This is a genomic window from Pseudofrankia coriaricola, assembly GCF_032027725.1.
Lineage (GTDB): Bacteria > Actinomycetota > Actinomycetes > Frankiales > Frankiaceae > Pseudofrankia.
On record NZ_JASNFO010000001.1, the window covers coordinates 160,301 to 175,318 of the forward strand.

15 protein-coding genes are annotated in these 15,018 nt (G+C 69.6%); 8 read left to right on the forward strand and 7 right to left on the reverse strand.

Annotated features, from left to right (window positions below; all coding sequences use genetic code 11):
* Nucleotides 1–255: 255 nt before the first annotated feature.
* The gene (locus tag QOZ89_RS00660) at nucleotides 256–2,415 is read left to right on the forward strand and encodes an MMPL family transporter (RefSeq protein WP_312622670.1); all 2,160 of its coding nucleotides are present in this window, start codon (nucleotides 256–258) and stop codon (nucleotides 2,413–2,415) included.
* Nucleotides 2,416–2,500: 85 nt separating this feature from the next.
* Here the strand turns inward: QOZ89_RS00660 and QOZ89_RS00665 are convergent, their stop codons facing one another.
* On the reverse strand, nucleotides 2,501–3,037 hold the full coding sequence (locus QOZ89_RS00665) for a hypothetical protein (protein ID WP_083418787.1): 537 nt from the start codon (nucleotides 3,035–3,037) through the stop codon (nucleotides 2,501–2,503).
* Between the two features lie 701 nt (nucleotides 3,038–3,738).
* On the opposite strand from QOZ89_RS00665, the gene QOZ89_RS00670 reads away from it, so the two are divergent.
* From QOZ89_RS00670 to QOZ89_RS00680, 3 genes are all read left to right on the forward strand, one after another.
* Nucleotides 3,739–4,368, forward strand: a complete 630-nt coding sequence (locus QOZ89_RS00670; protein WP_198543280.1) for an AraC family transcriptional regulator — start codon at nucleotides 3,739–3,741, stop codon at nucleotides 4,366–4,368.
* Between the two features lie 439 nt (nucleotides 4,369–4,807).
* Nucleotides 4,808–5,878 carry a Rieske 2Fe-2S domain-containing protein gene (locus tag QOZ89_RS00675; RefSeq protein ID WP_312622671.1) on the forward strand — a complete coding sequence of 357 codons (1,071 nt, stop codon included), beginning with the start codon at nucleotides 4,808–4,810 and terminating at the stop codon, nucleotides 5,876–5,878.
* A gap of 18 nt (nucleotides 5,879–5,896) precedes the next feature.
* Complete coding sequence (locus QOZ89_RS00680) at nucleotides 5,897–6,523, forward strand: tRNA-specific adenosine deaminase (protein ID WP_071049400.1); 627 nt, start codon at nucleotides 5,897–5,899, stop codon at nucleotides 6,521–6,523.
* Nucleotides 6,524–6,571: 48 nt separating this feature from the next.
* Here the strand turns inward: QOZ89_RS00680 and QOZ89_RS00685 are convergent, their stop codons facing one another.
* Entirely contained in the window at nucleotides 6,572–7,540 is a 969-nt protein-coding gene (locus QOZ89_RS00685; RefSeq protein ID WP_071049463.1) for an aldo/keto reductase, read from the reverse strand.
* A 526-nt stretch (nucleotides 7,541–8,066) separates the two neighbouring features.
* On the opposite strand from QOZ89_RS00685, the gene QOZ89_RS00690 reads away from it, so the two are divergent.
* Nucleotides 8,067–8,954, forward strand: a complete 888-nt coding sequence (locus tag QOZ89_RS00690) for a helix-turn-helix transcriptional regulator (protein WP_071049401.1) — start codon at nucleotides 8,067–8,069, stop codon at nucleotides 8,952–8,954.
* 144 nt (nucleotides 8,955–9,098) lie between these two features.
* Here the strand turns inward: QOZ89_RS00690 and QOZ89_RS00695 are convergent, their stop codons facing one another.
* The 4 genes from QOZ89_RS00695 to QOZ89_RS00710 are packed head-to-tail and all read right to left on the reverse strand — an operon-like array spanning nucleotide 9,099 to nucleotide 11,619.
* Nucleotides 9,099–9,392, reverse strand: a complete 294-nt coding sequence (locus QOZ89_RS00695; protein ID WP_071049402.1) for a cytochrome C oxidase subunit IV family protein — start codon at nucleotides 9,390–9,392, stop codon at nucleotides 9,099–9,101.
* Between the two features lie 3 nt (nucleotides 9,393–9,395).
* Nucleotides 9,396–9,986: a cytochrome c oxidase subunit 3 gene (locus tag QOZ89_RS00700; protein WP_312622672.1), complete on the reverse strand. Its 591-nt coding sequence runs from the start codon at nucleotides 9,984–9,986 to the stop codon at nucleotides 9,396–9,398.
* Nucleotides 9,983–10,765 carry a hypothetical protein gene (locus tag QOZ89_RS00705; RefSeq protein WP_071049404.1) on the reverse strand — a complete coding sequence of 261 codons (783 nt, stop codon included), beginning with the start codon at nucleotides 10,763–10,765 and terminating at the stop codon, nucleotides 9,983–9,985. Before QOZ89_RS00705 ends, QOZ89_RS00700 begins: the two co-directional genes overlap by 4 nt.
* The gene (locus QOZ89_RS00710) at nucleotides 10,762–11,619 is read right to left on the reverse strand and encodes a hypothetical protein (RefSeq protein ID WP_312622673.1); all 858 of its coding nucleotides are present in this window, start codon (nucleotides 11,617–11,619) and stop codon (nucleotides 10,762–10,764) included. Before QOZ89_RS00710 ends, QOZ89_RS00705 begins: the two co-directional genes overlap by 4 nt.
* On the opposite strand from QOZ89_RS00710, the gene QOZ89_RS00715 reads away from it, so the two are divergent.
* Entirely contained in the window at nucleotides 11,612–12,130 is a 519-nt protein-coding gene (locus QOZ89_RS00715; RefSeq protein ID WP_241841799.1) for a TetR/AcrR family transcriptional regulator, read from the forward strand. The genes QOZ89_RS00710 and QOZ89_RS00715 overlap by 8 nt on opposite strands.
* A 619-nt stretch (nucleotides 12,131–12,749) precedes the next feature.
* Here the strand turns inward: QOZ89_RS00715 and QOZ89_RS00720 are convergent.
* Entirely contained in the window at nucleotides 12,750–13,388 is a 639-nt protein-coding gene (locus QOZ89_RS00720; protein WP_312622674.1) for a TetR/AcrR family transcriptional regulator, read from the reverse strand.
* 280 nt (nucleotides 13,389–13,668) lie between these two features.
* Between QOZ89_RS00720 and QOZ89_RS00725 the strand changes: the two genes are divergently transcribed.
* Nucleotides 13,669–14,082 (forward strand): helix-turn-helix transcriptional regulator, encoded by a 414-nt coding sequence (locus tag QOZ89_RS00725; protein ID WP_241841800.1) that lies wholly within the window; start codon nucleotides 13,669–13,671, stop codon nucleotides 14,080–14,082.
* A 52-nt stretch (nucleotides 14,083–14,134) separates the two neighbouring features.
* Nucleotides 14,135–14,566, forward strand: coding sequence for a VOC family protein (locus tag QOZ89_RS00730; protein ID WP_071049408.1), 432 nt, complete (start codon nucleotides 14,135–14,137; stop codon nucleotides 14,564–14,566).
* The last annotated feature ends 452 nt before the right edge of the window (nucleotides 14,567–15,018 follow it).

The following is a 15,018-nucleotide window of genomic DNA, read 5'->3' on the forward strand; positions in this document are numbered from 1 at the left end:
CGGATCATTCGGGCCGGGACGGGGGCTTGATTGTAGGCATTGACATCCTCACATTCACTTGACGTGCGCCCGGTCGGACGTCCAGCGCACCTCCGTGGACGCACGGAATCTACTTGACGGGCGCCTAGTAAGTCCCTTGTCGGGCGACAGGTATGCTGCCTTCCGTTGGCGCGGTCGGTTCGACCGCTTCGCGACCCGGGACCGGCAGCCGGCCAGGCACGGCCGGACCTCCCGAGCTCGGAAAAGGAGCCGCACATGTTCGCCGCGCTCGGCCGATTCGTGGTGCGTCGCCGGTGGTGGGTGATCGCCGCGTGGGTCGTGGCGGCGGTCGCGATCGTGGCGAGCGCGCCGAAGCTGAAGTCGACCAGCGACGAGGCGTCCTTCCTGCCGAGCCACTACGAGTCGATCCAGGCGCAGAACGTGCAGCAGGAGGCGTTCCCGCAGGCGGCGACACCGGCGGCGATCGTGGTGCTCGAACGCGCCGACGGCGCGGCGCTGACCGCGGCCGACTCGGCGAAGGTGGCCGAGATCGGCGCGGCGCTGACGGCGGCCAAGGTGCCGAACGTGACCGCGGTCCAGACCGGTAAGCCGTCCCCGAACAAGTTGATCCAGACGATCGGCGTGCAGATGACCGAGCTCTCCGGCGCGAACGACAAGCGCCAGAGCGACGCGGCCAAGGTCCTGCGCGCAGACCTTCAGGAGAAGCTGGCGGGCACCGGGCTGAAGGGCGGCATCACCGGCACCGCCGCGCAGGCGCTCGACTCGGAGAAGTCCGGCAACCGGGCCGAGGCGATCATCGGCGTGGCCACGATCGGCCTGATCATCATCCTGCTGCTGGTGATCTTCCGTAGTCCGATCATCGCGCTGCTGCCGATCGTGACCATCGGCCTGGTCTCGCAGATCGCGACCGGGTTCATCGGCTGGGCCAACGAGGCGTTCAACCTCAAGACCGACAGCTCCGTGACGTCGCTGCTGATCGTGGTGCTTTTCGGCGTCGGTACGGACTACATCCTGTTCCTGATGTTCCGCTACCGGGAACGCCTACGCGCGGGCGAGGACCCGAAGACGGCGATGATCGCCGCCGTCACCCGGGTGGGCGAGGCGATCACCTCGGCCGCCGGCGCCGTCATCATCGCCTTCCTGATCCTCAGCCTGTCCACGCTCGGGCTGTTCAAGTCGCTCGGCCCGGCGTTGGCCATCGCCGTAGCGGTCACCCTGCTCGCCGGGCTCACGCTCATCCCGGCCATCGTGTCCCTGCTGGGAACCCGCGTGTTCTGGCCGTCGAAGAGCTGGCGGCGCGAGCCGACCGGTGCCCGCTTCGCCGCGATCGGCACCGCGATGGGCCGCCACCCCGGCCGGTTCGCCCTCGCCTCGGGCGGCGTCCTCGTGGCGCTGTCCATCGCCGCGCTCGGTTTCCACCCGAACTTCGACCTCAGCGGCGGCTCCACCACGAGTGACGCGGAGTCCAGCGTCTACAGCAACGAGCTCCTCAAGGGCCTGCCGGCGGGCGCCACCGAGCCCACCCAGATCTACCTGCGCTCCACCGGGCACACGGCCCTGACCGACACCGAGACCGCCGCCTACCACGACGCGCTGGCCAAGGTCGGCGGCGTCGGCCAGGTCGCCCCCGCCGAGCTGTCCCCGGACAGGACCGTCGCGTACTACCAGGTCACGCTCGCCGACAAGCCCGAGTCGAGCACGGCGATCGACACCGTCGACGGCCCGCTGCGCTCCACCGCCCACACCGCGGCACCGCCCGGCACCACCGCAATCGTCGGCGGCATCACCGCCGTCTATGTCGACATCCAGAAGGCCGTCAACCACGACTACACGGTCGTCTTCCCCATCGCCGCCGTTCTGATCATGCTGATACTCGGCCTGTTGCTGCGCAGCGTCGTCGCCCCGCTGTACCTGATGCTCTCCGTCGGGCTCGGCTTCGCCGCGACCCTGGGCGCCACGGTGCTGATCTTCCAGAACGCCGGCGGGGAGCCCGGCCTGATCTTCATGCTGCCGATCATCATGTACCTGTTCGTCGTCGCCCTCGGCACCGACTACAACATCCTGATGATCGCCCGGCTTCGAGAGGAGGCCCGCGAGGGCCGCAACCCCCGCGAGGCCGCCGCGATGTCGCTGCGCCACACCGGCCCCACGGTCGCCGCGGCCGGAGTCATCCTGGCCGGGACGTTCGCCTCGCTGATGCTCGCCGGCAACTCCACCCTCACCCAGATGGGATTCGCGATCTCCTTCGGCATCGCCGTCGCGGCCTTCGTCATGGCGATGTTCTTCACCCCGTCGCTGACAGCGCTCATCGGCCACGCCGCCTGGTGGCCCGGCCACGCCGACGCTGGCCCGCCCGCCGAGGGCGGCACCGTCGAGATCCCTCACCAGGGCTCGCATCGGCGAACCCGCGTCTGATCCCGGCGCCCGCCGGATGACCTGATCAGCCGTGGCGCACCTACGCATCATGACTGATCAGGTCGGCGGCGCGTTCGGCGGTAGCTCAGGCGTCGAGCTCAGGCTCAGGCCGGTCGGTCCTCGGTGGCTGGGCGGGCGCGCGGCGGATGATCGCCTGGAGCTGCCCGCGCAGCGCCGGGTCGCAGTGCGCGTCGACCGTCCGGTTCAGTGAGACGCCGCCCGCCCAGAGAACCTGGAGGATCTCCATCAGCGGGCCGATCTGCCCACTCAGGTCGTAGGTCGTGTCGTCCTCGGCCAGGGTGAACAGCGCCGGAACGAGCCCGTTGACCAGCGCGCTGCGGGCCCAGTCGATCTGGATGGCGTGCGTGGACGGATCGACGAGCACCACGATCTTTCCGGCGTCTAAGCTCGCCCTGCGGCTCTCGCCGGCGAGCAGCCTGGCCGCCGTGTCGAACGCGAAGCCCGATCCCGTGACGTGCAGACTGACCCTGACCTCCGGATGGCCGCCGGCACCCGTGCCCGTCTCGGTCAGGCCGGTCACCAGGGCGAGCGCCAGCGCCCCCCGCCGATCGGTGATCGTGGACCCGGTGGTCGCCTGCGTCTGGGGAGAGCGCCCGGACATCAGCATGCTCCTGTCTCGGAATTGCGTGTCGTCGGCAGGGACCACAGCTCCGCCGAGTCCGGGGTGACCTCTCACCCGCTCCCGTGCGCTCTGCCCACCGTGCCTGACGACCGCCCGAAGGCTGGAATCGTATCTGTTCGGTTCGTCACAGGCCTTCTTTGCACACCGGCGCTCTCGGTGCTCCGGTTGTGATCATCCGGCCTCCTGTGGGCGGTGCCTCAGCCCGACGGTCCCAGCCGTACCGGCTACCAGACTCACACGTACCCGAGTACCAGTCAGCCGCGGGCGGCAATACCAGTCTCACGCAGCACTCGGTACCAGTTCACCGCACATGACGGTTGGACCGCTACGGGGGCGCGTCTCCGTAGCTCAGTAGCGGACGGCGCTCTGCAGCAAGGGTGGATACACCGTGGAGGTCTCGCCGTCGACGGTGGTGCCGGCGAACTGCAGCATCGCCCGCTGCGCGCCGTGCATGGGTGCCGGGTAGTCCCGGGTAGTCCAGGTCGGGGGCCGAGACCTCGTCCAGCAGGCGGAGGTGGTCCGGGCCGAGCCGCACTTCCAGGCCGGTGAGGTTGGTCTCGAGGTGGTCCACGCGCCTGGCGCCGAGGATGCTCCCGTGCGAGCTGGAATGATCTCGGAAGTGGTCGATGACATCGAAGCGCGAGCCGGGTGTCCCGCGGTAGGCCAATCCGCGCGGCGCCTTGCCTAATCCTCTCGACTTCGCCCGGATCAGGCTTGCCTCGCGGCTGGAGGCCCCGGCCGGGCGGTGGTCGCGCACCACGGCCGGGCTTCCCGCCATCGCGACCAGCGACGCCGATATCGACCTGCTTGACGCCGTGGCGCGGATGCTGCGGCTGCTCGACCACCCCGCGGACGCGTCCGTGCTCGCCCCGCTGACCGAGCGGGAGATCCTCTGGCGGCTGCTCACCGGCCCGCACGGCGCCGTGATCCGCCAGGCCGGCCTGACCGACAGCAGCCTGTCCCACGTCAGCCGGGCGATCCGGTGGATCCGCGACAACTATGCCGAGCCCGCGCGGATCCCCGACCTCGCCCGGCTGGCCGGGATGAGCCCGTCCGCGTTCCACCGGCACTTCCGCGAGGTCACCACGATGAGCCCGCTGCAGTTCCAGAAACGCATCCGCCTCCAGGAGGCCCGCTCCCTGCTGCTCTCCCGCGCGGGCGACGTCGCCGGCGTGGGACATCTCGTCGGCTACGACAGCCCCACCCAGTTCAGCCGCGAGTACCGCCGCCTGTTCGGCGCCCCACCGGGCCAGGACGCCGCGCGCCTGCGCGCGGACACCCACCCGGGCGGCACTCGACACCTGCCCTGACCCGCTCGTGTACCTGCCGTGACCTGCTCCTGTCCGCTCCGCCACCTCGGCCACCCCGCGCGGGAGCCCGCCGGTTGACACGCCGTTTTTCGACGAACGCCACCGGCTCGTAACGACGGTGGCGGAGAGTCGGGTAGCTCCGTGGCCGGATGGCCCCGCGGACGGAAGGAGGTGTGCCGGATGAGGATGAGGATGAGGCAGGACCGTCGCGTGGACGTGCGCCGCCATGTCCACCGGCATGCCTGGACCCGCGGGCGGATCGCGCACGGCGCCTGACGCCGACGACGCCGACGACCAGACCTCCGGTCGGCCCCGTTCCGGGTGCCGCCTCGTCATGCCGCGTCCGGTGCCAGCCCACCAGTCCCTCTTGCGTGCCCGGCGGCACGCGATCCCCGCCCTTCCGAACTTTCTGGACCCTCCGAACCTTCCGAGGCTTCCGATGGCTGACGCACCCGCCGCGCTCGCCGCTCCGGTGACGCTTCCCACTGACTGCTCCTTCGACCCGGACGACTGGGCGATCCTCGCCCGGCAGTGGTATCCGGTCGCGCTGTCCCGCGAGGTCCGCGACCAGCCGGTCGCGGCTCGCCTGCTCGACGAGCGGCTCGTCGTGTACCGGGCCGGCGACGCGGCCGTCGTCGCCCGCGACCTGTGCCCCCACCGCGGCGTCCCGCTGACCCTGGGCAACGGCGACGGCGAGACCATCGCCTGCGCCTACCACGGCCTGCGGTTCGGTCCCGCCGGCGCCTGCGTCGCGATACCCGCGCACCCGCAGGCGAAGATCCCGGCCCGGATGACCCTGACGACCTACCCCGCCGTCGAGCGGTACGGGCTGGTCTGGACCTGCCTACGCCCAGATCCGGACCCGGCCCCAGGCGGACCGCCGGCGGCGGTCATCCCGCGGATGCCGCACTGGGATGACCCCGGATACCAGCGGGTGACCTGCCCGCCCTTCGACGTGGCCGCGTTCGCCGGCCGGCAGATGGAAGGCTTCTTCGACGTCGCGCACTTCGCCTTCGTACACACCGCCACCTTTGCCGACCCGGACAACGCCCAGGTCCCCGAGTACTCGCCCACCCCGACCGAACACGGCTTCGTCGCCGACTACTGGAGCACCGTCGCCAACTACCCCCGCGGCGGCCGGCAAGGTGACCCCGGATTTCGCTGGCTGCGCCACTTCGAGGCCCACCTGCCGTTCACCGGCACGCTCGTCGTGCACTTCCCGAACGACGGCCGCCTTGTGATCATGAACGCCGCGTCGCCCGTCTCCGCCCGGCGAACCAGGATGTTCGCGCCGATCGCGAAGAACTTCGATACCGACCAGCCCGACCAGGAGATCTACGACTTCAACCTGCGGATCTTCGAGGAAGACCGGGCCATCGTCGAAGCCCAGCGGCCCGAAAACCTCCCGCTCGACCCCCGCATCGAGGTCAACATCGCCGCCGACCGCAGCTCCGTCGCCTACCGGCGCGGCCTGCGCGCCCTCGGTCTGAGCCACTTCTTCACCGCCTGAACAGGAAGCCCAGCCCTGATGAACCCCAGCCCCGCGTCACCCGCCATCCGCGCCGCCACCGCGCTCGACGTCGTCCTGCCCGCCTGGGTCGACGAGGAGGCCCGCGCCGCCGGCGGCGTGCTCCCCGACGTCGAGGACCGGATGCGCCTCGTGCACCGGCTCGCGGCCCGTAACCACCAGGAAGGCAGCGGCGGCCCGTTCGCCGCCGCCGTCGCCAACCCCGACACCGGCGAGATCTATGCCGCCGGCGTCAACCTCGTCCTCGCCACCGGCGTGTCCGCGATGCACGCCGAGGTCGTCGCCCTCTCCTTCGCCCAGACCCGCCTCGGGCTCTGGGACCTCAGCGCTGCCGGCACCCCGGTCGAGCTCGTCGTCAACTGGCGCCCCTGCGTCATGTGCTACGGAGCCGTCCTGTGGTCCGGCGTCCAGCTGCTGACCATCGCCGGCGACGGCGAGGAGCTCGAACAGCTCACCGGCTTCGACGAGGGACCCATGCGTGACGACTGGGCCGAGCAGTTCGCCCGCCGCGGCATCACCGTGCGCACCGACATCCTCCGCGACGAGGCCCTGAAGGTCTTCGCGGACTACGGCAGCCGCGAGGACGTCATCGTCTACAACGCCCGCCGCGGCGCCGCCGCCGACTAACCCAGCCATCGACCGGAAGCCGGCCCCGCTGACCCAACCACGGCCGTGTCAGCGTTCGATCATCCGCATCTGCTCCTCGTTGTGGTGGTCGCCGGCCGCGGGGGTGAGGCGGTCGAGCCGGTCGATCTGCTCGGGGGCCAGGGTGACCTGGTCGGCCGCGGCGTTCTCCTCCACGCGGGAGACCCGCTTGGTGCCGGGGATCGGGGCGATGTCGTCGCCCTTGGCGAGCAGCCAGGCCAGCGCCACCTGCGCGGATGTGGCGCCCACCTCGGAGGCGACCGCCGCGACCTCGTCGGCGCTGCGCAGGTTGCGGTCGAAGTTCTCGGTGGAGAACCGGGGGTTGTTCCGGCGGAAGTCGGCGTCGTCGAGCTCGCCGGCGGAGCGGATCTGGCCGGTGAGGAAGCCGCGGCCCAGCGGCGAGTACGGCACGAAGCCGATGCGCAGCTCGCGCAGCAGCGGCAGCACCGCCGGCTCCGGGTCGCGGGTCCACAGGGAGTACTCGGACTGGAGCGCGGTGACCGGGTGGACGGCATGGGCCCGGCGGATCGTGGCCACACCGGCCTCGGAAAGCCCGATGTGACGGATCTTCCCCTCGGCGACCAGTTCGGCCAGGGCGCCGATGGTGTCCTCGATCGGTGTGTCCGGGTCGACGCGGTGCTGGTAGTAGAGGTCGATGTAGTCGGTGCCCAGCCGGCGCAGCGAGCCCTCGACGGCGGCCCGGATGCTCGCCGGGCTGCTGTCGAGCCCGCCGCGGCCGGTGTGGGAGATCAGCCCGAACTTCGTCGCGAGCACCACGGCGTCCCGCCGGCCCTTGAGCGCCCGGCCCACCAGTTCCTCGTTGATGTACGGCCCGTAGACCTCGGCGGTGTCGAGGAAGGTGACTCCGAGGTCCAACGCCCGGTGAATGGTCCGGATCGACTGGTCGTCGTCGCCCGGCCCGATATACGCGGTCGACATACCCATCGCGCCCAGGCCGATCCGTGAAACATCAAGATTGCCCAGCTTGGCATGCTTCATAGTCAGGTCCTTCCGCGCCGCCTCGGCCGGGCGGCGCTGTGGCAGGTGTCCGGTCCCGATGGCGTCGGCCTCGGCGCACGGCGCGCCGGGCTTCATCCTGAGTCCCGCGGTGGCGAACGTCCTCGCCGGCTCGTGTCCCCTTGTCCGGGCTCCCCTCGGAGGGCCGACTATCACGGGAGTATGTCGGTGTTCAGGGGCGAATGAGGACCTTGAGATACAGCCGGCCACGGCCCGCACCACCGCGTCGGAGGACTCCACGAGCCGGGCGTCGGGCACGTTCTCGACCCGGACGTCGCCGGCCCCGTACATCACGGTCGCATGTATAGAAACACCTCTTCGCGATACGTCGAATGGGCCGAACAGGCACGGATCGCCAGGAACGGCGTGGCGGCCCGCCAGGCGGTCGCGGTGGTCGAGGCGGTCACGTCACCGACTCTGGCGTCAGCTGCGGCGCCCGGGGAGTGCCTGGCTTTCCAGGTAACGGCGGTACCTCCTTCCGGCCGTCGGGCGCGCCTACCGTGGAGGCATGGACAGCTACGCGGACAACCGGGCCCAGGCCCGCGAGTTCCTCGTCTCGCGGCGGGAGCGGATCACCCCCGAGCAGGCCGGGCTGCCCGCGTACGGCGGCGGCAACCGCCGCGTCAAGGGCCTACGTCGCGAGGAGGTCGCGCTGCTGGCGGGGGTGAGCATCGACTACTACGTCCGGATGGAGCGCGGGAACCTCGCCGGCGCCTCCGACGCGGTCCTCGACGGCCTCGCGACCGCGCTGCAGCTCGACGAGGCCGAGCGGGAGCACCTGTTCGACCTCGCCCGCGCGGCAGCGCCCGCTCCTGCCCGGCAGCGGCGGACGAAGACCACCGGTGTCACCGACGGAATCGAGCAGGTCCTCGACGCCATCACCGACGCCCCGGCCTGGGTCCGCAACGCCCGCCACGACCTGCTCGCCGCCAACCGACTGGCCCGCGCCCTGTACGCACCCGTGCTCGCGGACCCGAGGCGGCCGGCCAACACCGCCCGCTTCGTCTACCTCGACTCCGCCGCGCGTGCTTTCTTCGTCGACTGGGAACGCGCCGCCGACGACATCGCCGCGATGCTGCGCTCCGAAGCGGGCCGCAACCCCCAGGACAAGCAGCTCATCGAACTGATCGGCGAGCTGTCCACCCGCAGTGAGGACTTCAGCGCCCGCTGGGCCGCCCACAACGTCCGCTTCCACCGTGCCGGCCACAAGAAACTCCACCACCCGGTGGTCGGCGCGCTCGACCTCACCTTCGAGGCCATGGAGTTCCCGTCACACCCAGGGCTCACCCTCCTCGTCTACACCGCGCCAGCCGGCACCCCGACCGCGGACGGGCTCAAGCTCCTCGCCAGCTGGGCCGCCACCGCCGAAGCCACCGGTGAACTCGCACACCACTGATCAACTCGCTGCGCCGGTGCCCCCTCGGACGGCCTGCTCGCGCGGCGGGACATCATCGGCGACGGTGTCGACCTGTTAGTGATCCTGGGGACAACGGCCGCCGGGTGTGCGAAGGAAGATCCTTTTCGCACACCCTTTGGCCCGTTAGGCGGCCGCCTTTCCCACGAAATACATGCCGAGCAGGGCGGCTGCCATGAGCACGACCCAGAGATCCGTGAGGCGGCAGAGCAGCGGAGGCGCGTGCCGCACCTCCATGAACTCCCGCATGATGATCCTGACCTTGACCAGGGCGAGGGTGATCGCGCTGACGGTGACGACGGTGCTCGCCGTCGGGGCGCCGCGGTCGTCGGCCGAGCGGTCGATCCAGAGGTAGATCACCGTGATGGCTGACAGGACGAGCCAGACGGCGAGGAGTCTTTTGTTGAATGTAGTTCCCACGGCTCACCTCGCGACGTAGAGCAGAGCGAAGATCAGAACCCAGAGGAAGTCGACCGTGTGCCAATACGTGGCGCAGGTCTCGACGATCTCCTGGGATCGTCTTCTCGGACTTGCGAGCTGATAGGCGAGGACACCGAGAGCGACGAAGCCGATCAGCAGGTGGACGCAGTGAATCGCGGTGAAGAAGAAGTAATACTGGAAGAAGTCGCCGCTGGTGAACGTGTTTCCCATGTGGATCTGCCGGGCCCACTCGATGCTTTTGAGGGTCAGGAAGACCGCGCCGAAGCCCGCGGTGAGGGCCGCGTCCCGCAGTGCGAGCCGGTAGCGCCCGACGCGCGCCGTCTGGACGCAGCGGGCCACCGACCACGAGCTCGTCAGCAGGGCGATCGTGCCGAGGACTCCGAGCCAGAGGTCGAGGTGCGACTGGGCCCGCAGGAATGCGGCCTCGTGCTGAGCGCGGTAGTAGAGATAGACACCGAAGTACGAGGTGAAGACAAGGGACTCGAAGAGGACGAAGAACCACATGCCCGATTCGCCGGGCACCCGCCTTGGCGTCTTCTCCGTCGACGCGGTCACCGTCTGCGTGGTCGTCATGACGCCACCTCCGCCACCTCCGCCGCGGCGCGCTGGCGCGGTTTCCTCGGCGGGAGGTCAGGTAGCGGACCGGTACCGAAGTCCTCACGGATGATCATATTGCGCAGCAAGGTGATGAAGACGCCGGTGTACATGCCGAAGACGGCCACGTTGATCCACCAGGCGATGGTGCCGTTCCAGGAGAAGGCACCGCGATCGAGGATCCAGGCCGGCGAGACGACGACCTCGGTGAGGGCGTTGCAGAGGTTCAGGTAGCCGAACCACCTGGGGAGGACGCGGTTCTTGTCGAGCAGGATCGCGGCCATCCAGATCAGCGAGCCGACGAGGAAGACGCCCATCGTGCCGGAAAACGACAGGAACCCGAAGTCGTAGAGCCAGTGCTGTATCGCGGGGTCCCGGTCGGGCCGCATGGCGCCGACCGTCATCGCCAGGCAGATGAGCAGAAGCCCGGGGACCGCGCTGACCGCGTACAGGATCAGGTAGGAGTAGGCGAAGGCACGGCTGACCGACATCCGCCGGATCGAGTATGTGATCAGCGCGGTGGACGTCATCGAGAGACCACCCAGCGCGAACATCAGGGCGAACCCGACAAGCAGGCCCTGATGGCGGTGCGCGAACCACGCGGTCGCCTGGTCGGCGTCATACCACGGGGGCGCCGGGGGCTGGGTACGTGTGAGCACGAAGAAGACGACCGTGAACACGTTGTAGAAGATGAGAGTCGCGTACCACATAAGCCACAGCTCGCGCTTCGGGTCCCCGCGCCAGGCGAGACGCTTCATGCGGCGGCCTCGGCGGCCTCGGCGGCGGCGCTGTCGCGCCGCAGTGACCGGCCCAGAACGACGGACATCACGACGATCCAGATCGCGATGGCGACGTTCCTGACCCAGAACGACAGGAACCCGTCCCAGGCAAGCACGCCGCTCAGCGTCAGCCCGGCAAACCCGGCCGGCACAAGCGCGGCCGCGACGAGGACATTGAAGTGCGCGACCCACCGCCGGAACACCGGCTCTTCCTGCTCATCGAGATAGATCGCCAGGGCCAGGAAAAGGCTCTGTGCGACGAGAAAAGGAACGCCGCACGTGAACGTGACCCATCCGAGATCGTTGAAAAGCAGCGTGAGGTCGGGCGACCGATCTGGCCGGAACGCCGCCAGCAGCCAGAAGACGGTCGCGGTCAGGAACGTGATGGGGGCGGCTCCCGCGCAACCGATCATGCAGTAGCGCAGGACCGGGGTGCGGTGAGCCATATCGCGCATCCGCTCCACGATCAGCATCAGGATCGGGACCAACGCCACGCAGAACCAGTTGAGAAGGATCATGCTGTAGCGGACGCGGGCGGTGTGGTCGAGATAGAAATCCGCGACCTCCGCGGCCGGCGCCCGCGGAGACATTGGTGGCAGAAATCCAGGGAAGAGGAAGAACGCCGCGACCCAGATAACCGCCACCGCGGGTAATGTCCAGAAGATGATCGTCTCGCCGGTAGTTCGTCGCATGAGGGGCGAGGATAGCCGATCGGCTACTCTACGGTCTAGCCGATCGGCTATCCTGTCGTCCATGGCTTCGACGACGCCGTTCCGCTCGGGCACGCGCCTGGCAGAGATCAGGCACACCCCGGCCCAGGTGCGCGTGATCACCGCCGCGTTCGGGCTCTTCGCCGAGTACGGCGTGGCCGGAACATCGCTGCAGATGATCGCCGACGCGATGGGCGTCACCAAGGCGGCGGTCTACCACCAGTTCAAGACCAAGGACGAGATCGTCATCGCGACCGCCGACCACGAGCTGGTCACCCTCGAGGCGGCCGTCGAGAACGCCGAGGCGGCGCCCAGCCGCGTCGAGGCGCGCCGGGTCCTCCTACTTCAGCTGGTCGATTTCTCCGTGCGCAACCGCGCGCAGGTCCGGGCCTGGCAGGGTGACCCCGCGATGATGCGGGTCCTCGCGAAGCACGAGCCGTTCAGCGGCCTCACCAAGCGCATGTTCGCCCTGCTCGCCGACGACGACAGCGACACCGACTGGAGCATCCCGGCGGCGATGCTCGCCGCCGCCATCACTGCCGTCGGCCAGCCCGCGCTCGCGGCGCTCGACCCAGAGGTCTTGCGGCAGCGGGTCTTCCACTACGCATGCCGCCTGCTCGACCTGCACGACTGAGCCCGACGGCCGGCGCGTGACCTGGACGCCAGCGGGACAGCCTGTCCGACGGCGTTCCGGGCGGAGCCTCACCTGCGCTGCACAGAGAGTGTTCGCGTGCGCACGGCTGAAGCGGCCGTGGAAGGACGACCGCGGCCGGGGCGGGTACTCGCCCAGTCCGCGCGGCCCGGGACGGGATGGTGTCCGCCGGGGCACCGGCCCAAGCGCGGATCGTGTCAGATCAGCATGTCCCCAGGCTTGCCCATCTGCCACACATCGAAAGGCCCGAGGCGAACTGTGGCGGACTGGCCAGCCTATGGACGTGCCCAGATGCCACGTTCCGAGGTCGGAGGCCGCTCCGGCAGCGGCTGGCACCGCGCGGGACGGTCGTCCAGGAGCGTGTCAGGTGCCGACGAGCGCAGGCGCTGGTGGGCTGGGGAACACGTCGGTCCTCGTTGCCTGGGGACTCTGGCTCGATCGGAGACTGAACGCCTGCACTGTGCTGGAGCTCCGATTCGGCTTGCCAATGTGCTGGCGCTCGGGCCGAGGTTGGGAGTGCCGGTGTGTGGCGCGTCGTTGGTCGCGCCGGCGCGGATCGTTGGCTTGCCTCGCCGTTTCGACGACCCCCGCACCGGTGGTGCTATTCGCCGTAGCTGGGCCCGGAGGGCTTGGCGGTGAGGGGTGCGTAGGCGCGGACGAAGAGGGCGACGTTGGCGCGGATGGCGGCGTCCAGGCCCGGGGCGTCGAGGTCCGGGGGCGCGGAGAGGGCGAAGGTGCCGAGTTCGGTCATCTGCCAGGAGGCTCCGGTGACCAGGGTGACGAACTGGCCAGCGGCGCGGGCCGGGTCGTCGATGGACAGCGCGCCGGCGTGGGCGATGCGGGCGAGGCTGCCGATAAGGGCTGGCCATACGGGTGTGGCGACGCGAGAACGCCACAGAGCCAGAAGCTGTGGGTGGCGGGGTGCCTCGGTCTGGACGAGCAGGCGTAGGGACGTGGTGCTCGGACTGGCGTAGACCCTGGTGAGCCGGCGGGCGAGGTCGAGGAGGTAGGCGGCCGCGTCGTCGACACCGTCTATCCGGTTGGGGAAAGCGTCCGTCGCGTCGCGCAGCGCGTCGAGGTTCGCCGAGATCCGCTCGTCGACGACGGCCAGGAAGAGCTTCTCCTTGTCGCCGAAGTGGTTGTAGACGGTCTGGCGGGAGACCGGGGTGGCGGAGGCGATGTCGTCGAGGCTTGTCGCCGCATAGCCCTGCCGCGCGAAGACCTCGAATGCGGTCCTCATGATCGCTTCGCGTTTGGCCAGCCGGCCACGGGCCGGCACGGCGGCGCTCGTACCCGCTGTGTCGGTGGCCACGAGCACACGCTACCCTCATGGACTCATGCGGCTAGAAAGTTAGACATCAGCGTCTAACTAGATGGACTGGTGAGTCTCGTATGGCCGCGGCTGGTATCCCAGCTCGGTGATTCCCTGGCCGCCCACTGCTCCGCTGGGATGGCATGCCCCACCTGCAGCTCGATCGCACGCGTCGCCGGGCACCGGTCCGGGTGATACTTCCGATGTGGTGCCCCGTTCTCGTCACCTGCTGCGGGCCAGGGACCTCGCCGACGGCCGGTATTTCGAAGCGCTCACCGTGGCGGATCTGGCGCGTGCCGCGGGGCTGTCGCCCGCGTACTTCAGCCGGGAGTTCCGGCGGGTGTTCGGCGAGTCGCCGCACCAGTACCTGCTGACCCGCCGCCTGGAGCGGGCGGCGGCGCTGTTGCGCAACACGGACCGTCCCGTGACCGACGTCTGCTTCGACGTCGGGCTCACCAGCGTCGGCTCGTTCACGACCAGCTTCCGCCGGGTGTACGGCGCCACGCCGACGGCGTACCGCGCGAGCTTCCCGCCCGCGCGCCGCCACATCCGGATTCCGGACTGTGTCGCCCGGGCCTACGGCCGGCCCGAACACCGCACGTTTGGAGAAGCCGGCACCTGACCCCGGCGCATAGCGTCGCGCCCAGCCGACGCGTCGACCAGGGGAGTCCGCAGTGATCAAGATAGCCAACGCGCAGTTCTGGGTGCACGACCAGGACGAGGCGGCCGCCTTCTATACGAAGAAGCTCGGCTGGGAGGTGCGCGCGGACGTCAGCATGGCGGAATGGTCGTTCCGCTGGCTCCTCGTCGGGCCGCGCGACCAGCCCGACGTCGGGCTGGTTCTGATGCCCGTCCCCGGGCCGCCGATGATCGACGCGGGCAGCAGTGAGGCGCTCGCGGAGCTGGTCGCCAAGGGCGCCGGCGGCACCCTGTTCCTGGAGACCGACGACTGCCAGGCCGCCTACGACGAGCTGTCCGCCAGGGGCGTCGTCTTCAACGACCCGCCGACACCGCAGCCCTACGGCATCGACACGTCCTTCCGTGACCCGTCGGGCAACAACGTCCGCCTCACCCAGGTCCTCGAGTTCTCCCCGGACCGACACTGAGACGCCGCACGGGGGAGCGAGTGCGGCATCCATGCCACCGGCCGCTTCCTGAGCGCCTCCGACCTCGACTGGTCGTCCGGTGCCGGCCGGCCGCTGCGAGGGCCGGCCGAGGAGCTCGCCCTGGTGCTCAGCGGCCGGAAGCTCCCGAACCCTCGCCTGGTCGGCGACCCTCTTCAGGGCCTAGATCAGGAGTCCTGAGACTCAGAAGTGCTGAGCCCCGGGAGTCCTGAGACTCAGAAGGTCGAAGACCCTGAAGTTCTGAAGACCCAGAAGGTCGGAGACGGCCCGCGGCCCGCGGAAGGAGAGTACGTACTCCTCGCCACTCCTAACGTATAGCGCACCGGGGGGCTTGCGGCAAGACCCGGGTCATGCCGCAGAATCGCTGGCCGAGGCCAGGACCAGCGGAAATGGGAGTCGCTAGGTGCGTGTGTTGTTGTCGAAGTATGGGTCGC